This window comes from Vibrio crassostreae, from assembly GCF_024347415.1.
Classification (GTDB): Bacteria; Pseudomonadota; Gammaproteobacteria; order Enterobacterales; family Vibrionaceae; genus Vibrio; species Vibrio crassostreae.
This window is the reverse complement of the sequence record NZ_AP025476.1, coordinates 1,115,552-1,133,266: the sequence shown is the minus strand read 5'-3', so window position 1 is coordinate 1,133,266 and position 17,715 is coordinate 1,115,552. Positions and strand designations below refer to the sequence as shown.

Annotated in this window: 14 protein-coding genes; 6 read left to right on the top strand and 8 right to left on the bottom strand. The window is 43.7% G+C overall.

Annotated features, from left to right (window positions below; genetic code table 11):
* Positions 1-25 precede the first annotated feature (25 nt).
* Positions 26-1,720: an amidohydrolase gene (locus OC193_RS05275; protein WP_048664145.1), complete on the top strand. Its 1,695-nt coding sequence runs from the start codon at positions 26-28 to the stop codon at positions 1,718-1,720.
* 108 nt (positions 1,721-1,828) lie between these two features.
* Here the strand turns inward: OC193_RS05275 and OC193_RS05270 are convergent, their stop codons facing one another.
* On the bottom strand, positions 1,829-2,308 hold the full coding sequence (locus OC193_RS05270; protein WP_048664147.1) for a hypothetical protein: 480 nt from the start codon (positions 2,306-2,308) through the stop codon (positions 1,829-1,831).
* A 300-nt stretch (positions 2,309-2,608) separates the two neighbouring features.
* On the opposite strand from OC193_RS05270, the gene OC193_RS05265 reads away from it, so the two are divergent.
* Together OC193_RS05265 and OC193_RS05260 are read left to right on the top strand one after the other, a co-directional pair.
* Positions 2,609-3,871: a metal-dependent hydrolase family protein gene (locus OC193_RS05265; RefSeq protein ID WP_048664148.1), complete on the top strand. Its 1,263-nt coding sequence runs from the start codon at positions 2,609-2,611 to the stop codon at positions 3,869-3,871.
* Between the two features lie 158 nt (positions 3,872-4,029).
* Positions 4,030-5,262, top strand: a complete 1,233-nt coding sequence (locus OC193_RS05260; RefSeq protein WP_048664151.1) for a lipase family alpha/beta hydrolase — start codon at positions 4,030-4,032, stop codon at positions 5,260-5,262.
* Positions 5,263-5,419: 157 nt separating this feature from the next.
* On the opposite strand, the gene OC193_RS05255 is transcribed toward OC193_RS05260, so the two are convergent.
* From OC193_RS05255 to OC193_RS05235, 5 genes are all read right to left on the bottom strand, one after another.
* Entirely contained in the window at positions 5,420-7,633 is a 2,214-nt protein-coding gene (locus OC193_RS05255) for an AAA family ATPase (protein WP_048664153.1), read from the bottom strand.
* A 223-nt stretch (positions 7,634-7,856) separates the two neighbouring features.
* Positions 7,857-8,870 (bottom strand): manganese-dependent inorganic pyrophosphatase, encoded by a 1,014-nt coding sequence (locus OC193_RS05250; RefSeq protein ID WP_048664156.1) that lies wholly within the window; start codon positions 8,868-8,870, stop codon positions 7,857-7,859.
* A 198-nt stretch (positions 8,871-9,068) separates the two neighbouring features.
* The gene (locus OC193_RS05245) at positions 9,069-9,521 is read right to left on the bottom strand and encodes a septal ring lytic transglycosylase RlpA family protein (protein ID WP_048664158.1); all 453 of its coding nucleotides are present in this window, start codon (positions 9,519-9,521) and stop codon (positions 9,069-9,071) included.
* Between the two features lie 350 nt (positions 9,522-9,871).
* Positions 9,872-11,248: a uracil-xanthine permease family protein gene (locus OC193_RS05240; protein WP_048658238.1), complete on the bottom strand. Its 1,377-nt coding sequence runs from the start codon at positions 11,246-11,248 to the stop codon at positions 9,872-9,874.
* 312 nt (positions 11,249-11,560) lie between these two features.
* Positions 11,561-12,052 carry a VOC family protein gene (locus tag OC193_RS05235; RefSeq protein ID WP_008220945.1) on the bottom strand — a complete coding sequence of 164 codons (492 nt, stop codon included), beginning with the start codon at positions 12,050-12,052 and terminating at the stop codon, positions 11,561-11,563.
* A 470-nt stretch (positions 12,053-12,522) separates the two neighbouring features.
* Between OC193_RS05235 and ahpC the strand changes: the two genes are divergently transcribed.
* Positions 12,523-13,080, top strand: a complete 558-nt coding sequence (gene ahpC / locus OC193_RS05230) for an alkyl hydroperoxide reductase subunit C (protein WP_017629768.1) — start codon at positions 12,523-12,525, stop codon at positions 13,078-13,080.
* Positions 13,081-13,280: 200 nt separating this feature from the next.
* A complete protein-coding gene (gene ahpF / locus OC193_RS05225) occupies positions 13,281-14,873 on the top strand; it encodes an alkyl hydroperoxide reductase subunit F (RefSeq protein WP_048658237.1) in 1,593 nt (530 codons plus the stop codon).
* A 142-nt stretch (positions 14,874-15,015) separates the two neighbouring features.
* Here ahpF and OC193_RS05220 read toward each other — a convergent pair whose 3' ends face one another.
* Positions 15,016-15,615, bottom strand: a complete 600-nt coding sequence (locus OC193_RS05220) for a LysE family translocator (RefSeq protein WP_048658236.1) — start codon at positions 15,613-15,615, stop codon at positions 15,016-15,018.
* A gap of 122 nt (positions 15,616-15,737) precedes the next feature.
* Between OC193_RS05220 and OC193_RS05215 the strand changes: the two genes are divergently transcribed.
* Positions 15,738-16,223, top strand: coding sequence for an Lrp/AsnC family transcriptional regulator (locus OC193_RS05215; protein WP_019825927.1), 486 nt, complete (start codon positions 15,738-15,740; stop codon positions 16,221-16,223).
* A gap of 113 nt (positions 16,224-16,336) precedes the next feature.
* Here OC193_RS05215 and OC193_RS05210 read toward each other — a convergent pair whose 3' ends face one another.
* Positions 16,337-17,707 (bottom strand): L-serine ammonia-lyase, encoded by a 1,371-nt coding sequence (locus OC193_RS05210; RefSeq protein WP_048664159.1) that lies wholly within the window; start codon positions 17,705-17,707, stop codon positions 16,337-16,339.
* Positions 17,708-17,715 lie beyond the last annotated feature (8 nt).

The following is a 17,715-nucleotide window of genomic DNA, read 5'->3' as shown; positions in this document are numbered from 1 at the left end:
AACAGTGGAACATGGAAATATAATAATGAACAACAAGCTCACTTTGTCGCGCACTGCATGGATTGGATTACTCGCGAGCCTAGGTACTGTGCCACCGGCTTTTTCTCAAAGCCAAACCGCAGACCAGATCTTTACTAATGCCGACATCTACGGGCATCGTGAGTCGGACTCGATCGTTACCCATAAAGGCAAGATCATCTTCATTGGCGACCGCTCGCAAGCGCAAGCTTTTCAAGGGCATAGTACCGATGTCATCGACTTAGAAAATGCCTTTGTTTTGCCGGGGTTCATTGATAACCATAACCATGTTTTCGAAGCTGCTTCAGAGCTGGGTGGTAATTGCGAACTGGATTCTGAAGCCACACTCGAAGAGCAAATCCCTTACTTAGAAGCCTGTAAAATCAACGCCGAAACCGATGGTCGAGGTTGGCTGATGGGTTATGGCTTTTCTCTGGAGTCGACACTCGACAGCAATTCTGAATACACGCCACTTGAGATCATCGACAGTGTCTTCCCAGACCGCCCAGTAGTGATCATGGAGCAAACCTCACACTCGATGTGGGTCAACTCTAAAGCACTGAAAATTGCACGAATCAGCCAACAATCGCCGGACCCACAAGGCGGTGCCTATTTAAAAGATCCTGATAACGGAAAGCTTAACGGCATCTTGTTGGATAACGCTGGTGACCAAATCATGGAGATGGCGTGGAACAGCCAAAGCGAGCTCTTTGAACAGAGCTATCAAGGGTTAATGTTCGGACTTGAAGAAGCCGCTGCACACGGCATTACCACCATAGGTGACGGCCGAATGTACTGGAAACGTGGTTGGTATGACGTTTGGCTAGAAGCAGAGCAAAACCAAGATTTAACAGCTCGCGTATCTTTGCGCCCTTGGGTTTACCCATCAATGGCGATCCCGTCTCAGCTCGAAGTATTCGAGAAGATGTATTCCGATGACAAAAGCCGTCTGCTGCTGGTCGATCAGGTCAAAATGTACAGCGATGGTATCTTCATTAATGGCACAGCAAAAACACTCGCACCCTACTTAGATACTTATCTGCCACAGTCTCCTAATGGCTTGAACTACATTCCACCAGCACAGATGAAAGAGTGGCTCAGCGCGCTCGATAAAATTGGTTTTAGTGCGCACATTCATGCGATTGGTGATGGTGCCGTTCGTGAATCCCTTGATGCAATCGAAAGCGTGCGTAAACAAGGCTCGCAAAAACCTTATACCTTAACCCACATAGAGCTGATCAATGATGAAGATGTTCCCCGCTTCAAGCAGCTCAATGTCTCAGCGGATTTCCAAGTCGGGTCTGATTACATAGCCAAACATCAACACCAATGGGCCGAAGCTTTCCTTGGTGCTCGCCGCGCCAAAGCCATGATGAACTTAGACGCGATACTCAAAACCGACGCCAACATCACCCTAAGCAGTGACTGGAACGTACACGACATCAACCCTTTAGTTGGAATCGCGAACAGCTTAATCATGGGTAAAACCGGCCTAACCGATATTTATACCGCTATCGACGCTTACACGATCAATGCCGCTAAAAGCCTTGGGATTGAAGACGTAACAGGTTCTATTGAGGTTGGAAAATCAGCTGACTTCGCCATTCTCGACCGAGACATCACTACAGTATCGGCAAGGCAAATAGCCAAAACTCAGGTGTTGATGACAGTGTTACGTGGGGATGTGGTTTACGAGAAATAAAACTAACAAGCGCATCGAATTGGTAATACGCCGCACAAACAAAAACGAGCCAACAATTAGCTGGCTCGTTTTATTTCGAACTAGATTGGGTGATGAGTTCGCCTTCCGTTATGACTGTGTGACTGGCTTGCCTTCAGCGGCTTTGTCATCAAGTGCAAAGTAGATCTTCGATACAATCACTTCAGCAATCAGAATCGTAAATACCACAGCAAAGAACGCAACCACACCATTCCAAGGACCAGTAAAGCTCACCTTCTCACCGAACAACAAGTTAATCGCTTCTAGCATCACGAATTTTGAACCCACTAAAATGATGTAAGTGGTGATTGCTCGGTAAACCTTAGGTGCGGTGCCCGGCTTGCTTTTGAAGTGCTCAGCAATCTTGTGCTCTAAACCAATAGAGAGCTTCAACAACAACTGCAACAACAACGCCGCAATCAAAGAGATAGTGAAAGATTCAATGTTTACAAAGTCCCAGTACTCATCAAAGAAGTTAAGAACCACTAAGTCCACCAGCACAGCTAACGTGTAACCAACGAATAGACGTTGTGGTGTATTGAATCCGTAAACTTTGTCTGATTTAGTCATTCTGTTTCTCTCTAATTGGATAAGTAGTCTCGATTTGAAATACATCTTAGCGTTCGAATCGAAGCAAAACTTACCATTTGATGACACCACAACCATTCCATTCGAAATTATTAGTTTTTATCGATTCATCATTTCTCACACCAATAATTCGCTTCCCTCTATAAAGCAATTTTCAAAAATATAGAAATGCACCAAAAGATAACTCTCATCATTGCTTGTCACCAAATGGCCATTTTTCAAATACTGCCCGCCATAAGATAACTCCATCAGCGACACATTCATTTGAAAAAGGTGCAGACTATGAAAAAGCTAATCACTAACGCGAACGTATTTAACGGTGTTGATAACAACCTAATCAAGAACGTATCAATTCTTATTGAAGACAACTTGATTACACAAATTGGCGAGGTTGATACAACGTTAGCGGATGAAATTATCGATGCTCAGGGTGGCACGGTAATGCCAGGTTTGATTGATGCGCACGTTCATATCACGCTATCTGCACCTTTCAATGTGATTGATACCATGACACGTGAAGAAGTGGCGATTCGCTCGGCGAAGATTTCAGAAGAGATGCTGATGCGCGGCTTTACCACCATTCGTGATGTAGCGGGTAACACGCTTGGCCTTAAGAAAAGTATCGATAACGGCTACGCAACTGGCCCACGTATTCTGCCTTCAATGGCGGCGATTTCACAAACTAGTGGTCACTCAGATTACCGCCAGAACCAAGCGCAAGAACGTTTAGCTAATGGGCACGAAGACTCGCCAATGATGAAGCTTGGCGCAATGCGAGTGGCCGATGGCCGTTCAGAAGTATTGAAAGCAGTACGTGAACAACTGTTTATGGGCGCGTCACAAATCAAGATCATGGCAGGCGGCGGTGCATCATCAACCTTCGATCCACTAGACACATTACAATTTACTTCTGACGAGATGGAAGCCGCTGTGCAAGCCGCTTCAGACTACGGCACTTATGTTGCTGCGCACATCCACACTTCTGATGCGATGCGCAGAGCTGCTGAAGCAGGCGTGATGTCTTTCGAACACGCGACCATCATGGACGACGACATTGCGGAGATCATTAAAGAGAAAGGCATTTGGGTGATTCCTTCTTACTTTACCTCTTCATTGATTGCAGAGCGTAAGATCCCTCTGCCAAACGAAGAGACATACCGCAAGACAGAGCGCGTGGGTAAAGCCATGTTCAAGTCAGCAGAGTTGATTAAGAAATACGACATTCGAAACATCGCCTTTGGTACCGATTGTGTCGGCGAAACCAATGTGCATGCCACTCAGCTGAATGAACTCGGTGCGATTGAACAAGTGTTCGATACCATCACTGCACTTCGTATGGCGACATCAAATTGTGGACGCTTGTTCGAAATGTCGACTTACCAACACCCTTACCAAGAAGGCAAACTAGGCCAAATCGTTGAAGGGGCATATGCCGACCTATTGATCATCGACGGTAACCCACTGGAAGGCGTGGCATGTGTTGCTAACACCGATACACAGAAACTGATCATGAAAGACGGTAAGGTGTACAAAAACACGCTTTAGCGTTCAAGATTCACTCACTGAGTAACTAAAACTCAAAGGCAGGCAGCGAACTTTTTAGTCGCTTGCTTGCCTTTTTGTTAAGCATTGTTTTATTGCTACTATTAAACACAGGCTATTGATTCAATGATGGAACGAGTTGATCTAAGGATGAGAATTGAATGAAGCGATTACTTACTGTGCTGCTAATCAGTTCAGCGCTTTTCGGATGCGGTAACTTTAGAAACCTATCTAATGAGATAGAAGCTATCGACTCCATTACCAATCAATACATGGTTACCTTGAGCCAACCTGCCTCTGGCTCTGCCGTGGTAATTGAACAAATCAAAGATATCAATAAAGGCGAGGTTGATGGCTACGATGGCATCATAGACAGTGACAGTATTCACTTGCATGTATCAAATAACATCCACTACCTACTTATCTTTGAAGATAAGAATCAAGACCTTACTCTACAAGCCGATGAAGCTTTCAGTATGATCAACCTACGTGATCACGAAGACAGGTCGACAATAGAAGTATCATTAACCGTTGATGAGAGCAAAGCCCCAAGCGCGTTTGTTGATCGCTCATTATCCTCACTACTGAAAATTGAGTTAGACCTCGTCGATATAGGCACCGTGGTGGATTTATCGGATCCTCCTTTTGAGAAAGGGAATGCAAAGCTCGGTATGTGGCAACCACTCACATTCTTGCTCGAAGATAATGCAGGGCTCTATTTTCTATCTGAATATGATCCAAATAAAATCCCAATCTTATTTGTGCACGGGATCAATGCAACCGCTTTAGATTTCGCCCCTCTCATTGAAAAAGTCGACCAATCTAAATATCAAATATGGGTTTTCAACTACCCTTCTGGTTTGTCTTTGGCTTTGAACTCAAAAGGCTTGAACAATCTGTTACATACGGTTGTAAGTGAATATAAGAACCAACAACTACATGTTGTTGCCCACAGCATGGGCGGGCTTATCGTCACTAACAGCATTCGTCAGTGCCGAATTGGACAGTTATGCGATTTTGTAAGCAGCGTGACGACCATCTCTTCGCCGTTCGGTGGTGTTGAGTCAGCTAAACAAGGGGTTGAGTACTCCCCCGTGGTAATGCCTGCATGGGTTGATTTAAACCCAGAAGGTAAATTTATCGCTGACTTATTCATTGATAATAATAAGATTCAAATCCCTCACTTCCTAGCCTTTGGTTATAACTCGGGCGAACTATTTAATACCAGCAGTAACGATGGCGTCATTAGCCTATCAAGCCAGTTGTCGCGCCCAGCTCAATTGAATGCCGAGCAAATTCTTGGTTACGACGAAAACCATTTAAGCATTTTAGATAACGACGACCTGTTTGAAGATCTTTCTGAGTTTTGGTTGAGAGCAGAGCAAACAAATTGATCACTACCTTTAGGCGCACCAGAGGGCGTGGGTGAATCAACATCAAGCGTCACTGGCCCATACGAAAATGAGCTAATATGGGGACACCCAAGCGAGCAAGTTTAAGATAAATCAGATAAGAAAAATGGAACGCTCAGGCGTTCCATTTTTGTTTTGTTTAAGCGTAATAAGCATCGTAATGTGGCTTATCATTAACCTTGATTGCAGTAGTAACAATATCCCATATCTGAGCTAATTGTGGTTGGACTGCAGCAGGAAGTTGCATGCCTACCTCTATCGATTTGGCATGGCATTTTTCATTCATGTACTCGTACAAAGTGTTAGATTGCACTTCAGCATCAGCAGCGCCTTTTAAGAAATGCAATGCAATGTTATCTACACCGTGTTCTCTGAATTGAGTTAGGTTGAACCTGAATGAAAAATAGACTTCCATCACTTTTCGGACATACGACTGGACCGCAACAGCATCACAATTGTACGGCCTTTCAATAGCTTCCTTAACTTTACTGATCAAGTAAGCATATTCAGAACGATGCTCTTTTAGTAAGTCAGGTAGGCGATCAATACGTGATTCGTTGTCTTTTCTGTTGATTAGGAAGTACCTTGTACGCCTAAAGTTTCCTTCAACTTCTTTATAATGCGATAACCACATCTTAACCAAGTTGAAGAATTCAAAGTTATGTGTAGAAATAAAGAGCTGTTCTACTTTGTCATGATTTAACTTACTTTTTATAATGCCAAGAACATTGTAGATGTGGTTTGAATCAAGGCTACAGATTGGGTCATCGATGTAGACAATTGGTTGAACGCCCTGAAGAGCTTCATCTTCCAGCTGTGTTATGAAGTAAGCAAAAGCAATAGCTGTACGCTCACCATCTGATAAATGCTTAGCTTTACGTTCTTCACGTATAAACTGATATGTCCCTTCGATTAATTTTATAGTTATATCCGTCTTACCAAAATACTGTCTTAGATTGTCATTAAGCTTTTCAGCGCCTTCATTGATATTGTTTAGTTCAGCTTCAATAACCTTAATACGTTCATTCTTAGTTCGAATATCGTTTCCTGCATTTTTTGTAACTATATCTAATGCTTCAATTTCAGTAAGTGCTTGTGAATGGTTGTAGTCTTGCGTTTCTTGGTAAACATAATGGCGTTTAATTGTGTTTATGGCGTTAGTTTTCTCTGTCGAATGATTTGATGCCCTCTCGTTATGAACAAATATTGGAGCATTAATTTTTGCCAATAAGTCTGTTGGATCTGGTAGAGGATAATCAGAACCATTAAACGGGACGACCTCTGCCATTTTGCTCTTCTTATCTTCCAGTAAAGCTACCAATGCATTTTTTACAGCTTCAAATTCAAGTTTAATAGGTTCAGCCTGGTCTTTTAGGTCGTCAAAACCAGTCTGAAGATCTGTGTACAAATCCCTTTTGTCAGGCATGCTAGATGTCACTGATTTACCTAAAATGTCAGCTATGGCGCTTTCAATTCGTTTGCTTAATGTTTTGTAGGTATCTGAAAAGTAGTTATTCAACTGCTCTAATCGCTCTACAGTCACCTCTGATTGGCAAAACTGGCATGTTGTTGTTCCTTGGTGATGATCTATACCTTTCTCAACCCATTGTTTTAATGCATGGTTAGCTTCTAACTCCGCAATCGTAATTTGCGTAACGGATGCTGCTAATATTTCCTCAACATTAGATAGCTCCGTGATCATATTTGGAACGGCGATTGTCGCTGTGGTTACACTTGAAACAGCATCAGATCTTGCAGTTTCGAGCAATGCACCTAGTTCTTCTGCTGTCTTTAAATGTAATACATCAGCTTCAAGTAGCATTGGTTTAACATTTGCGGCATTAAACTGCGCTGTACCAAGAATATTAAGCTGTTTTACATTTCTGCCTACAGCCGTTAAACGGTTATTACGCTCAGTTGTTTTTGTAGCTGATTTTATGATGCTATTGGCTTTGTTGTTCTCTAAAGCCGGAACCTCTTCTCTAAGACGCTTTAGTTCATCTTCAAGATCAATATTCCTCTCACCAACGATAAGAACAGGATCAACACTTGATTCATCGAAATCAACATTTTTTGCGATATAGTCTGAATTGAAAACACGAAGGTTATCTACTTTCTGCAGAGCGTTACTTTTGATTGAATTACCATCATGTTTATTGATTTCAAAAGAACCAGTCTCAAAACCTTCAGTTTTCTCACCTAACTCGATAGATCTGAAGATCCTTGATAGTGTTGTTTTACCCGAATAGTTAAAGCCATATATCAAATTGAACTGATGAAATGATTCACCACCAACTGTTTTTGCATTCTTGAAAATTCCGAAATCTTTTATAAACTTTATGTTTTTAAACATGAACTTACTCCGGCCTGTTTAGTCGGAATATTGTATCAGTTATATTTTTTGCGGGTGTGATACGTGACAATTATCATCATTATTTAATATGTTAATCATCCTCTATAATCGTTCAATTAATAGGGAAGCACCAACACGCTTTTGTCCAAATCCCATTTAGACGCCCAAGAATCAAAAAAGGGATTGGTATCTCTACCAATCCCTTCCAAAGTTCTCTTAATACTTACAAGCTCTCAATTGCCTTTTGAACTGCAGGGCCAATCTGACGCTTACGTGAGGTTACGCCTTCCAAAGTCAACATGTCGCTTGTTGGTTCAGCGTTGAAAGCCGACTTGATGACTTGATAATCGCTTTCGTCCACCCACAATAGGTTCGCTTCTTTGTTCTTGGTATCTGTGATTGAGAAGAACAGATGATCTAAGCCGTTCTCTTCTTTATAAGACTTCATTGCCGCCAAAAGCTCGTCTTTACGGTCAATCAGTTGTTGAGCGGTTAGCGTTTCAGCGACACCGATGCCCACCTGTTTTCCACCATATTTAAAGTTTTTGTAATCCAGAGTCAGAATGGTTTCAGAAGAAAGGTGGCTAAGGTCTGATTTAGCAATCAACATTTGTTGGCCGAAACCTTCGATATCCGAAATGCCTGCAACCTTCGCCAACTTATCTGCATATTCACGATCATGCTCAGTGGTGGTTGACGATTGGAATACCACAGTATCAGAGAGAATCGCGCCTAAGCCGACACAAGCAAGGTGCTTAGGTAAAGTCACATCGAGCTTTTCAGCGTTATCAGCCAAAATAGTGGCAGCTGAACCCCAACCTCGGATATCCATCTCGACAATTTGTGGGGTGCTAATCGGTGAGCCACCAATAGCGTGATGATCAACCACAGCAACAATGGATGATTGATCGATGGTTGGCGCTAGTTGAGTCACTTGGTTGAAGTCCACCAGCCCTACTCGATATGAAGAGTAATCTGTCTCTATACGTGGTGATTCCGCATTACAGTAGTTCAAGATAAACGTCGATTCAGGGTTGATAGGCTCAGGCACTGTCGCCGTACCACCATAGACATGAGCCGCGAGCATTGCAGACATAACCGTGTCGCTATCGGGGCTAAGATGCCCGGTCCATACGAGATCTTCACTGTTTTCATTGGCAGATTGTTGCAAACTAAAAGCAAAACTTGCTGAACTGAAAGACATGATTACGGCGGCAACGACAGGTGTTAGCTTCACGGGTATTTCCTTATTTGGATTCGTTTTAGAACTCCATACGCTAGCCCTCAAAAATTTCAGAATCGTGTCAACTATGTTTCAGATTTACTTCAATCAGTAACGAAATGTAATTGGGCCCTCATTAGGTTTCCCCCCCAAAAAAATCGGTATCTCTACCAATCCTTTAAGTTTCACTAACCAGTTCAGGTTTAGAGGCAATTAGTGCTTGTACCTAAAGGTATTGCTGTCATCAACAATCTCGATTTTTACAGGCACGGTGCCTTGTTTAACATTGCCGATTTTTGCAAATGCCTTGTGCGAAAGGTCGATCACTCGGCCTTTGACGTAAGGGCCTCGGTCGTTAATTTTCACATCAACAGACTTGTTATTGTCTGTATTGGTCACTCTCACGATAGTCCCGAATGGCAAGGTTTTATGAGCCGCAGTATTCGCATTCATATTATACGTTTCACCACTTGCTGTGAGTTTTCCGTGGAACTTGTCGCCATACCAAGAAGCTTTACCAGCAAGAGCATGTGACTTGGCATATTCCTTTGTTTTGGAACTGCCGACAGCCGACGTTGAGGTGCATCCGGCTAATATCATAAGGATAAGAGCAGTAAAGATAATATGTAGTTTTTTCATGTGATTTGGGAACGCTAATCTGTGCATTTTTCTCTATTTTCGTTGTTATTGGTTAGCAATATAATGCTGAGTATAGTCACGGCTCAGCCAAGGCTACCATTCTGTATGATGGCGCAATGTTTTCATGAACAACGCTTTATTCCGTCATATTCATGAAAGGTTTTATCTTCAAAACGTCAACTTTATCAACGGCTTTAATCTGTATCTTTCTTAATCACTTCATGTAGATAAGTCACTCAACCAAACATCCAAATACGAAAAAAGGATTGGTATCTCTACCAATCCTCTTCAGGGGGTGTTTCGGTTTTTCTGCCTATGGAAGGCAATAACGCTATTACTCGTAATCAGTCGCGTACGTATCTTCTCGGCAGTATAAGTTACGCTTTACTGGTTTGTACCGAACTTGCCACAGGCTTGGTTTTGTTTTCAGGTACCAAAGACATCAGCCCGGTAATCACAAGCGCAGCGATGCCCGACATCGTTACTGGTGAGCCAAATATGCTTTGCGCTAGCTTGGGTGCTTCTTTCAATAAGTCAGGCACTAGCATTACTCCAAGTCCTAAACCTAATGAGATGGCAATCGTCATGATTCTACGGCGATCCAGCTTTTCATTAGCAATAATCTTGATGCCCGCTGCGGCAACCGTACCGAACATCACCAATGTCGCTCCGCCCAATACTGGCTTTGGAATCGTCATTAATACCGCGCCTAAGATGGGAAATAGTCCTAACAGAAAAAGAATGGCTGCAATGAAGTAGCCAATGTAGCGACTCGCGATTCCGGTAAAATGAATCACACCATTGTTCTGGCTGAAGGTCGTATTTGGAAAAGTGTTGAATACTGCTGCGATAAGCGAGTTCACGCCGTCACCTAGCACGCCAGCTTTGAGTCGATTGATATATTTGGGCCCCTTAACCGGTTGGCCTGAGAACATGCTGTTGGCGGTAAGGTCACCCGTCGTTTCAATCACGGTAATTAAGTAAATAAACGCAATAGGTAGGAAGGCTTGCCAATCAAAAGCGAAACCATATTTAAACGGGACAGGGATACTCAATAACGGTTGAGATGCAAAAGAAACCATGGGTGCTTTGCCCATCAAAATAGCGACGCCCCACCCTACAACTAAACCGACCAAAATAGACGACAGCCTAACCATGGTGTTGTTGCTTAGGTTAAGTGCCACTATAGTTCCGAGCACAATCGCACCCAGCAGCAGGTTACTTCCAGAGCCAAAATCTTCAGCGCCAACACCACCCGCAATATCAGTAACACCGACTTTTATCAAAGAGATACCTATCGTCGTGATAACGATTCCGGTCACAACAGGCGTGATAACCACTTTGAGCTTTTCTATAAAGCGCGAGAGGACGATTTCGACAAATGCACCAAAGAAGCAGACGCCGAAAATGGTGGCGAGCATTTCATCCGGCCCGCCTCCATTCGCTTTAACCAGAAAGCCCGCGCCTAGTACTGAACCTAAGAATGCAAAGCTGGTTCCTTGGACACAGATCATCCCTGCGCCAACTGGCCCTATTTTTCTTGCTTGGATGAAGGTGCCGACCCCAGACACCATGAGTGCCATGCTGATCAAATAGGGAATGTGCTCTCCCAATCCAAGGACACCGCCAATAATGAGCGTGGGTGTGATAATGCCAACAAAGCTGGCTAATACATGCTGCAGCGCTGCGTAGCTGGCTGCTTTGACTGATGGTCGATCGTCTAATCCGTAGATCAATTCACTGTTCTGTTCCATGTGACTTCCTTTATGTATTTTTTATTGTATACAATTTACATAAAGGCAATAGAGCAACATATATGCCAATGGTTTAACATTATATTTATCAATCAGTTAAGTTTCATCTCTATCCAATGTTGCACTATAGAGCAACACAGTCGGCTTGTTTTAGTGCAACTGAAGAACACAAAGCACTCACTTACTCAGGTTTACTCGTTCCCCTTAATCAAACACAGCAAATACCGCAAACAAAAAAGGATTGGTATCTCTACCAATCCTCTTTAGGGGGTGTTTCGGTTTTTCTACCTTACGACAGGTAGATGGCGTCTATTACTCGTAATCAGTCGCGTACGTATCTTCGTATGAGTGAGAGTAGAACTCGAATAGGTTGCCAAACGGGTCTTCTAGATAAACCATTTGTGCTTGTTTTAATTCGTCTTCTGGGTGGTAACGGTGAATATCCATACGTACTTTACCGCCAAACTCTTCAACGCGCTTGATAGCTGAATGAAACTGCTCTTTTGGAAGCTGCAGACAGAAGTGGAAAATGCCCAGGCGAGAGAAATCAACGTTATGACGCTCTTCACGGTCAACCATTTCGAACAGCTCAACACCGATACCGTCTGAAGTTACTAGGTGAGCAATGTTGAAGCCTTTGAAGCCTTCGCCAAATACTGCAATACACATACGGCCAATTGCTGATTCGCGCTCTTCCATCACCTTAGTGTTGTTCATTACGATTCTTAGACCTAGCGCTTTCGTGTAGAACTCTACTGCCTGGTCCATGTCGCCTACCATGATGCCTACGTGATTCATTTTCATAACTTTCTCCAATTCGTTTTTTATTCTGTGCTTTTCGAAGTCTAGCTTCGGTATTTCGTTTCGATGAAGAGAGTATAGGGAGAGACCGCGATTAACTGAAATTATCATAAATTATATTAATGATAATTTTTCGTTATTTATGGATCAATAGGAGATCTCAGCTCACTTAAAGAAACACTGTCTACCTCGATGTTCACGCTATAAATAGCCGTTCACGCTAATAGAGATAAGCCAAATGTAGAGGACAGCCTAAAGAGCATAGCTCCTCAAATGGGTGATGCTGATGTTTGATAGCTTTTGTTAATGTTTTTTGTTGATAGCTTTTATCGATAGCTTTCTTCTATCAAAGATAGGATTTGCCTATTGAATCTATAGAAATGTCCGATTTCACTAATTTTCGGTGCCAATGCAATATATCTCCATCGACGCGGGATAGCGTTAAACACTACAAATTAGAAAGAGAGTCCAACATGATCAACACAGAAATCAAACCATTCAACGCAACAGCATTCAAAAACGGCGAATTCGTAGAAATCACTGAGCAAGACGTTAAAGGCAAGTGGGCTGTATTCTTCTTCTACCCAGCAGACTTCACGTTTGTATGTCCAACTGAGCTAGTTGACCTACAAGAAAAATACGCAGAGCTTCAATCTCGCGGCGTAGAAGTTTACTCAGTATCAACTGACACGCACTTCTCTCACAAAGCATGGCACGATACTTCTGACAAAATCGGCACTATCGAATACTTCATGGTAGGTGACCAAACTGGCAACATCACAAACAACTTCAACGTTATGCGTGAAGGTCAAGGCCTAGCAGACCGTGCTACGTTCCTAATCGACCCAGAAGGCGTTATCCAAGCAATGGAAATCACTGCTGAAGGTATTGGCCGAGACGCTGAAGACCTACTACGCAAGGTTAAAGCAGCACAATACGTAGCCGCTAACCCAGGTGAAGTTTGCCCAGCAAAATGGAAAGAAGGCGAAGAGACTCTAGCTCCATCTCTAGACTTAGTAGGTAAGATTTAATCTAAGCCTATCTAAAAAGAACAAATAAAACGGTTCTACAGGCGCGCTTCGGCCCCCCCTCCTAAAGGGCAGTTGCGCGCCACCCTTTCAAAACATCAACACCACAATATTTGCCGACTTGCGCCCCTTTTTTATTTTCCTTTTTCAGCAAGAAGGTATTGGTCAATACCAAGACACAGAATTTAAGAGCAGGCACGATTATGTTAGATCAAGCAATGAAGCAGCAGCTAAAAGCATACCTAGAAAACCTAAAAACCAATGTTCAGTTAGTGCTGAGCCTTGATGACAGCGATACCGCAAACAAACTTCAAGACCTAGCGAATGATATCGCTTCTCTCACAGACAAAATTGAAGTGACTCGCGATGACAGCGCAAGCACTCGAAGCCCTATCATGCAGGTCGTGAACCAAGAGAAAGGCACTGCGATCGGTTTCGCGGGTTTACCAATGGGTCACGAGTTCACATCATTGGTACTGGCACTGCTTCATAGTGGTGGTCACCCTATCAAGCTTGAAGCTGACGTAATCGAGCAAATTAAAGAATTAGATCAAGAGCTGAATGTTGAAATCTTCATCTCACTATCGTGCCAAAACTGTCCAGAAGTGGTTCAGGCATTCAACATGATGTCGGCAATTAACCCTCTGGTTAAGACAACCATGATCGACGGCGCTGCATTCCAAGAGGAAGTGAAGTCTCGCGACATCATGGCAGTACCAAGCGTATTCATTAACGGTGAGCTATTTGGTCAAGGTCGTATGTCATTGGCTGAAATTCTTAACAAAGTTGATTCTGGCGCAGCTGAAAAGAAAGCAGCAAACCTAAACCAACAAGCACCATTTGATGTGTTAGTTGTCGGTGGTGGCCCAGCTGGTTCTTCAGCAGCTATCTACGCAGCACGTAAAGGCATTCGCACGGGTGTGGTTGCTGACCGATTCGGTGGTCAAGTCATGGATACTATGGCGATTGAGAACTTTATCTCAGTGAAAGCGACAACGGGCCCTAAGCTAGTGGCTAGCCTAGAAGAGCACGTAAAAGAGTACGGTGTTGAAGTAATGACTGAGCAGCGCGCTGCCAACATCATTGCTGCAGAAGACACAGAAGACGGCTACATCCATGTAGAGCTTGAGAGCGGCGCAACACTGCGAGCTCGCACGGTAATCACAAGTACGGGTGCACGCTGGCGTGAAATGAACGTTCCGGGTGAGCAAGAGTACCGCAACAAAGGCGTTGCTTACTGCCCACACTGTGACGGTCCATTGTTCAAAGGCAAGAAAACAGCCGTTATCGGCGGTGGTAACTCAGGCATTGAAGCCGCTATCGACCTAGCAGGCATCGTGGAACACGTAACCGTGCTTGAATTTGCAGACACACTGCGCGCTGACCAAGTGCTTATCGACAAAGCGAACGCAACGCCAAACATCGAAATCATCAAGATGGCTCAAACCACGCAAGTATTGGGTGATGGAAATCGCGTAACGGGTCTGGAATACAAAGACCGTAACACAGACGAACTGAAACAGATCGAACTAGCGGGTATCTTTGTTCAAATCGGCCTAATGCCAAACAGCGAATGGTTGAAAGGAACGAAGGTAGAACTATCGCCACGCGGTGAGATTGAGATTAACGCTCATGGCGCAACATCAATGAAAGGTGTATTCGCAGCGGGTGACGTAACAACCGTGCCTTACAAACAGATCATCATTGCGATGGGTGAAGGTGCTAAAGCAAGTTTAGGTGCGTTTGACCACCTAATCCGTAACTCAGCTCCGGTTAAAGAGGCTGAAACCGCTTAAATCTTTTAAGCAAACATTCCTTAAAACGTTCTTGTTAACTTGCGAGTTATTAGTAACTTACTAATTATTGTTAACCACTTAGTCGATTTTTAGACACCACTCCTATGGATTTAGGAGTGGTTTTTTTATTTGTAGCGACGCTTTATGCGGGTTGATAAAGCATAAAGGCAACCACCATTGCTAAGCTTCCACCCAAGCAGCGGTTCACAAACATCATCTGTTTTGGTGATTGCAGCAACTTTTTAAGCATAGTGCCGCAATAAGCCCACACCAACATGCACGGTACACCCGTGATCACCATGCCAGCAATAATGGTCACCACTTGAATCAGATAGTCTGCGTTCGGAGTGATGAACTGAGAAAACACAGTTAACGAAGCAATCCAACCTTTAGGGTTTAACACCTGCATCAGCACACCAGACATGAAACCTGAACGATTGTCGGTAGTGCTTTCTTCGATTTGCATGTTCGCAATCGACCACGCCATGAACAGCAAATAAGCCGCACCCGCGTATTTCAAAATGTTGTATAGCTCTGGATAAAGGGTAAATAGGCTCACCAAACCGACACTAGAACCCGCCAGTACGATGATGATGCCAAAAGCGTTCCCAGAGATAAAAGGTAAAGTCGCAGCAAATCCATAACGACTTGAAATCCCAAGTAATGCGATATTGCCTGCCCCAGGGGTAATTGCAATTGATGTTGAAAATAGCAAGAACGCCAGCATTAATTGAGAGCTCATTTCCTCTCACTCCTAATAAGTAAAGTATTTATAGGGAGAGAGTTTACAGATTCGACTAGGAATTAAATTGCTATATAGGCTAATATTAACCCAAATTTGAGCAAGACTTTTCAAAAATAGCCATGAAACAGAAAGAATCCACCAAAGAAGTGTTAGATGACACAGATATCGCCATCTTAGGACATATCCAACAAGACGGGCGCATGAGCAACAGTAAACTTGCCGAGAAGGTAAACCTCAGCGAAACCCCATGCTGGCGCCGTTGGAAACGCATGGAAGAGACGGGTTATATCGATGGTTACGCAGCGAAGCTAAACCGCAAAAAGCTGGGTTTTCATGTAGCAGGCTTTACTCTTGTGACCTTGGGTAACCACGAAGTTGAAAACACAGAACCGTTCGAAGAGTTTGTTGCCGTTACCGATTGGATTCCGATGTGTCACTGTATTGCAGGCGGTGCCGACTACATGGTGCAAGTGTTAGCAAAAGATTTAGAAGAGTACTTTGAGCGTATTAGCTCAATAAGAAGAGTAAAAGGCGTGAGCGCGATTCAATCCAACATCTCAGTGAAAGAACTGAAAAACAGTTATCAACTCCCTCTTGAAGACTAGTTCACTTCTCCTGACAGCCCTTTTCTTTCAGCAAAACAAAAGCCCAACACCCTAGGTTTCTATAACTTAGGGGCTGGGCTTTGTTTGAAACGAATCTCGTTTAATTACGCTTTCTATTCACAAGGGTGAGCTAAATGAATCAGCGCTAAGCCTCCCAAAGACGTTTCGCGATACTTCTTATTCATGTCTTTACCCGTTTGGTACATGGTCGCGATGACCTTATCCAACGAGATCAAAGATTTGCTATTGCGTTTCAATGCCATGCGAGACGCATTAATCGCCTTCATCGCACCCATCGCATTTCGTTCAATACACGGTACTTGTACTAAGCCACCAATTGGGTCACATGTCATACCGAGTGAATGCTCCATTGCAATCTCTGCGGCAATACAAATCTGCTCATTACTACCACCACGCAGCGCCGTTAAACCTGCAGCCGCCATAGAAGATGACACACCGACTTCACCTTGGCACCCTACTTCGGCACCTGAAATCGAAGCGTTGGTTTTGTACAAAATACCAATCGCACCCGACACCGCTAAAAAGTCTTTGAGTTGCTTGGTATCCAACTCTTTAATAAAGCGATGGTAATACATCAATACCGCAGGAATCACACCCGCAGCACCATTGGTTGGTGACGTCACCACTTGGCCACCAGCCGCGTTTTCTTCACTGACGGCAAAGGCAAACAAGTTAATCCAATCCATGATTTCCATTGGATCGTTTTCAACGGCTGCATTCGCTTCTAGCTTTTTCAATAAGTTTGGCGCACGGCGAGTGACGTTCAAACCGCCATCAAGAATACCTTCAGTCTCAAAGCCACGCACCATACAACGCGACATCACGCGCCAGATCTGGTCTGCCTTTTCTGCAATCGCATCCGAATCTTGGAAGGCCGACTCATTTTTCAGAATCATTCCACCTAGGCTCATGCCGTTGTCTTCAGCTTGTTTCAGCATTTCATCGGCGTTCTTAAAAGGATAAGTCACCTCAACCGATTCAGTTTTGGTACCGTTTTTCAGCTCATCCGCGGTTGCAATAAAACCACCACCAATCGAGTAGTAGGTTTCATCGATAATCGCATTTCCAGCTTGATCAAACGCGGTAATCATCATGCCGTTTTCATGCAGAGGCAGATTGTCTTCGTGAAAAAGCATGTCGGTTTGGTAGTTAAAGCCAATCGCGTGGCTGCCACTCAATTGCATTTCACCACTGTCGATAGCGCGTCGCATCGCTTCATTAGCACTGGTGATCTTAATCGTGTCTGGCTTATTGCCAAGCAAACCCAAGATGGTTGCTCTATCGGTGTGGTGACCTATTCCGGTTAACGATAACGAACCATAAAGATCGACCTGAACACGCACCACCTCTGTGATTCTGTCTGCGATTAATTGTGTGAAGTGGAAACCCGCAATCATTGGGCCGTTAGTGTGTGAGCTCGACGGCCCCACACCAATTTTGTAGATATCAAAGATCGATAACATAGATATAC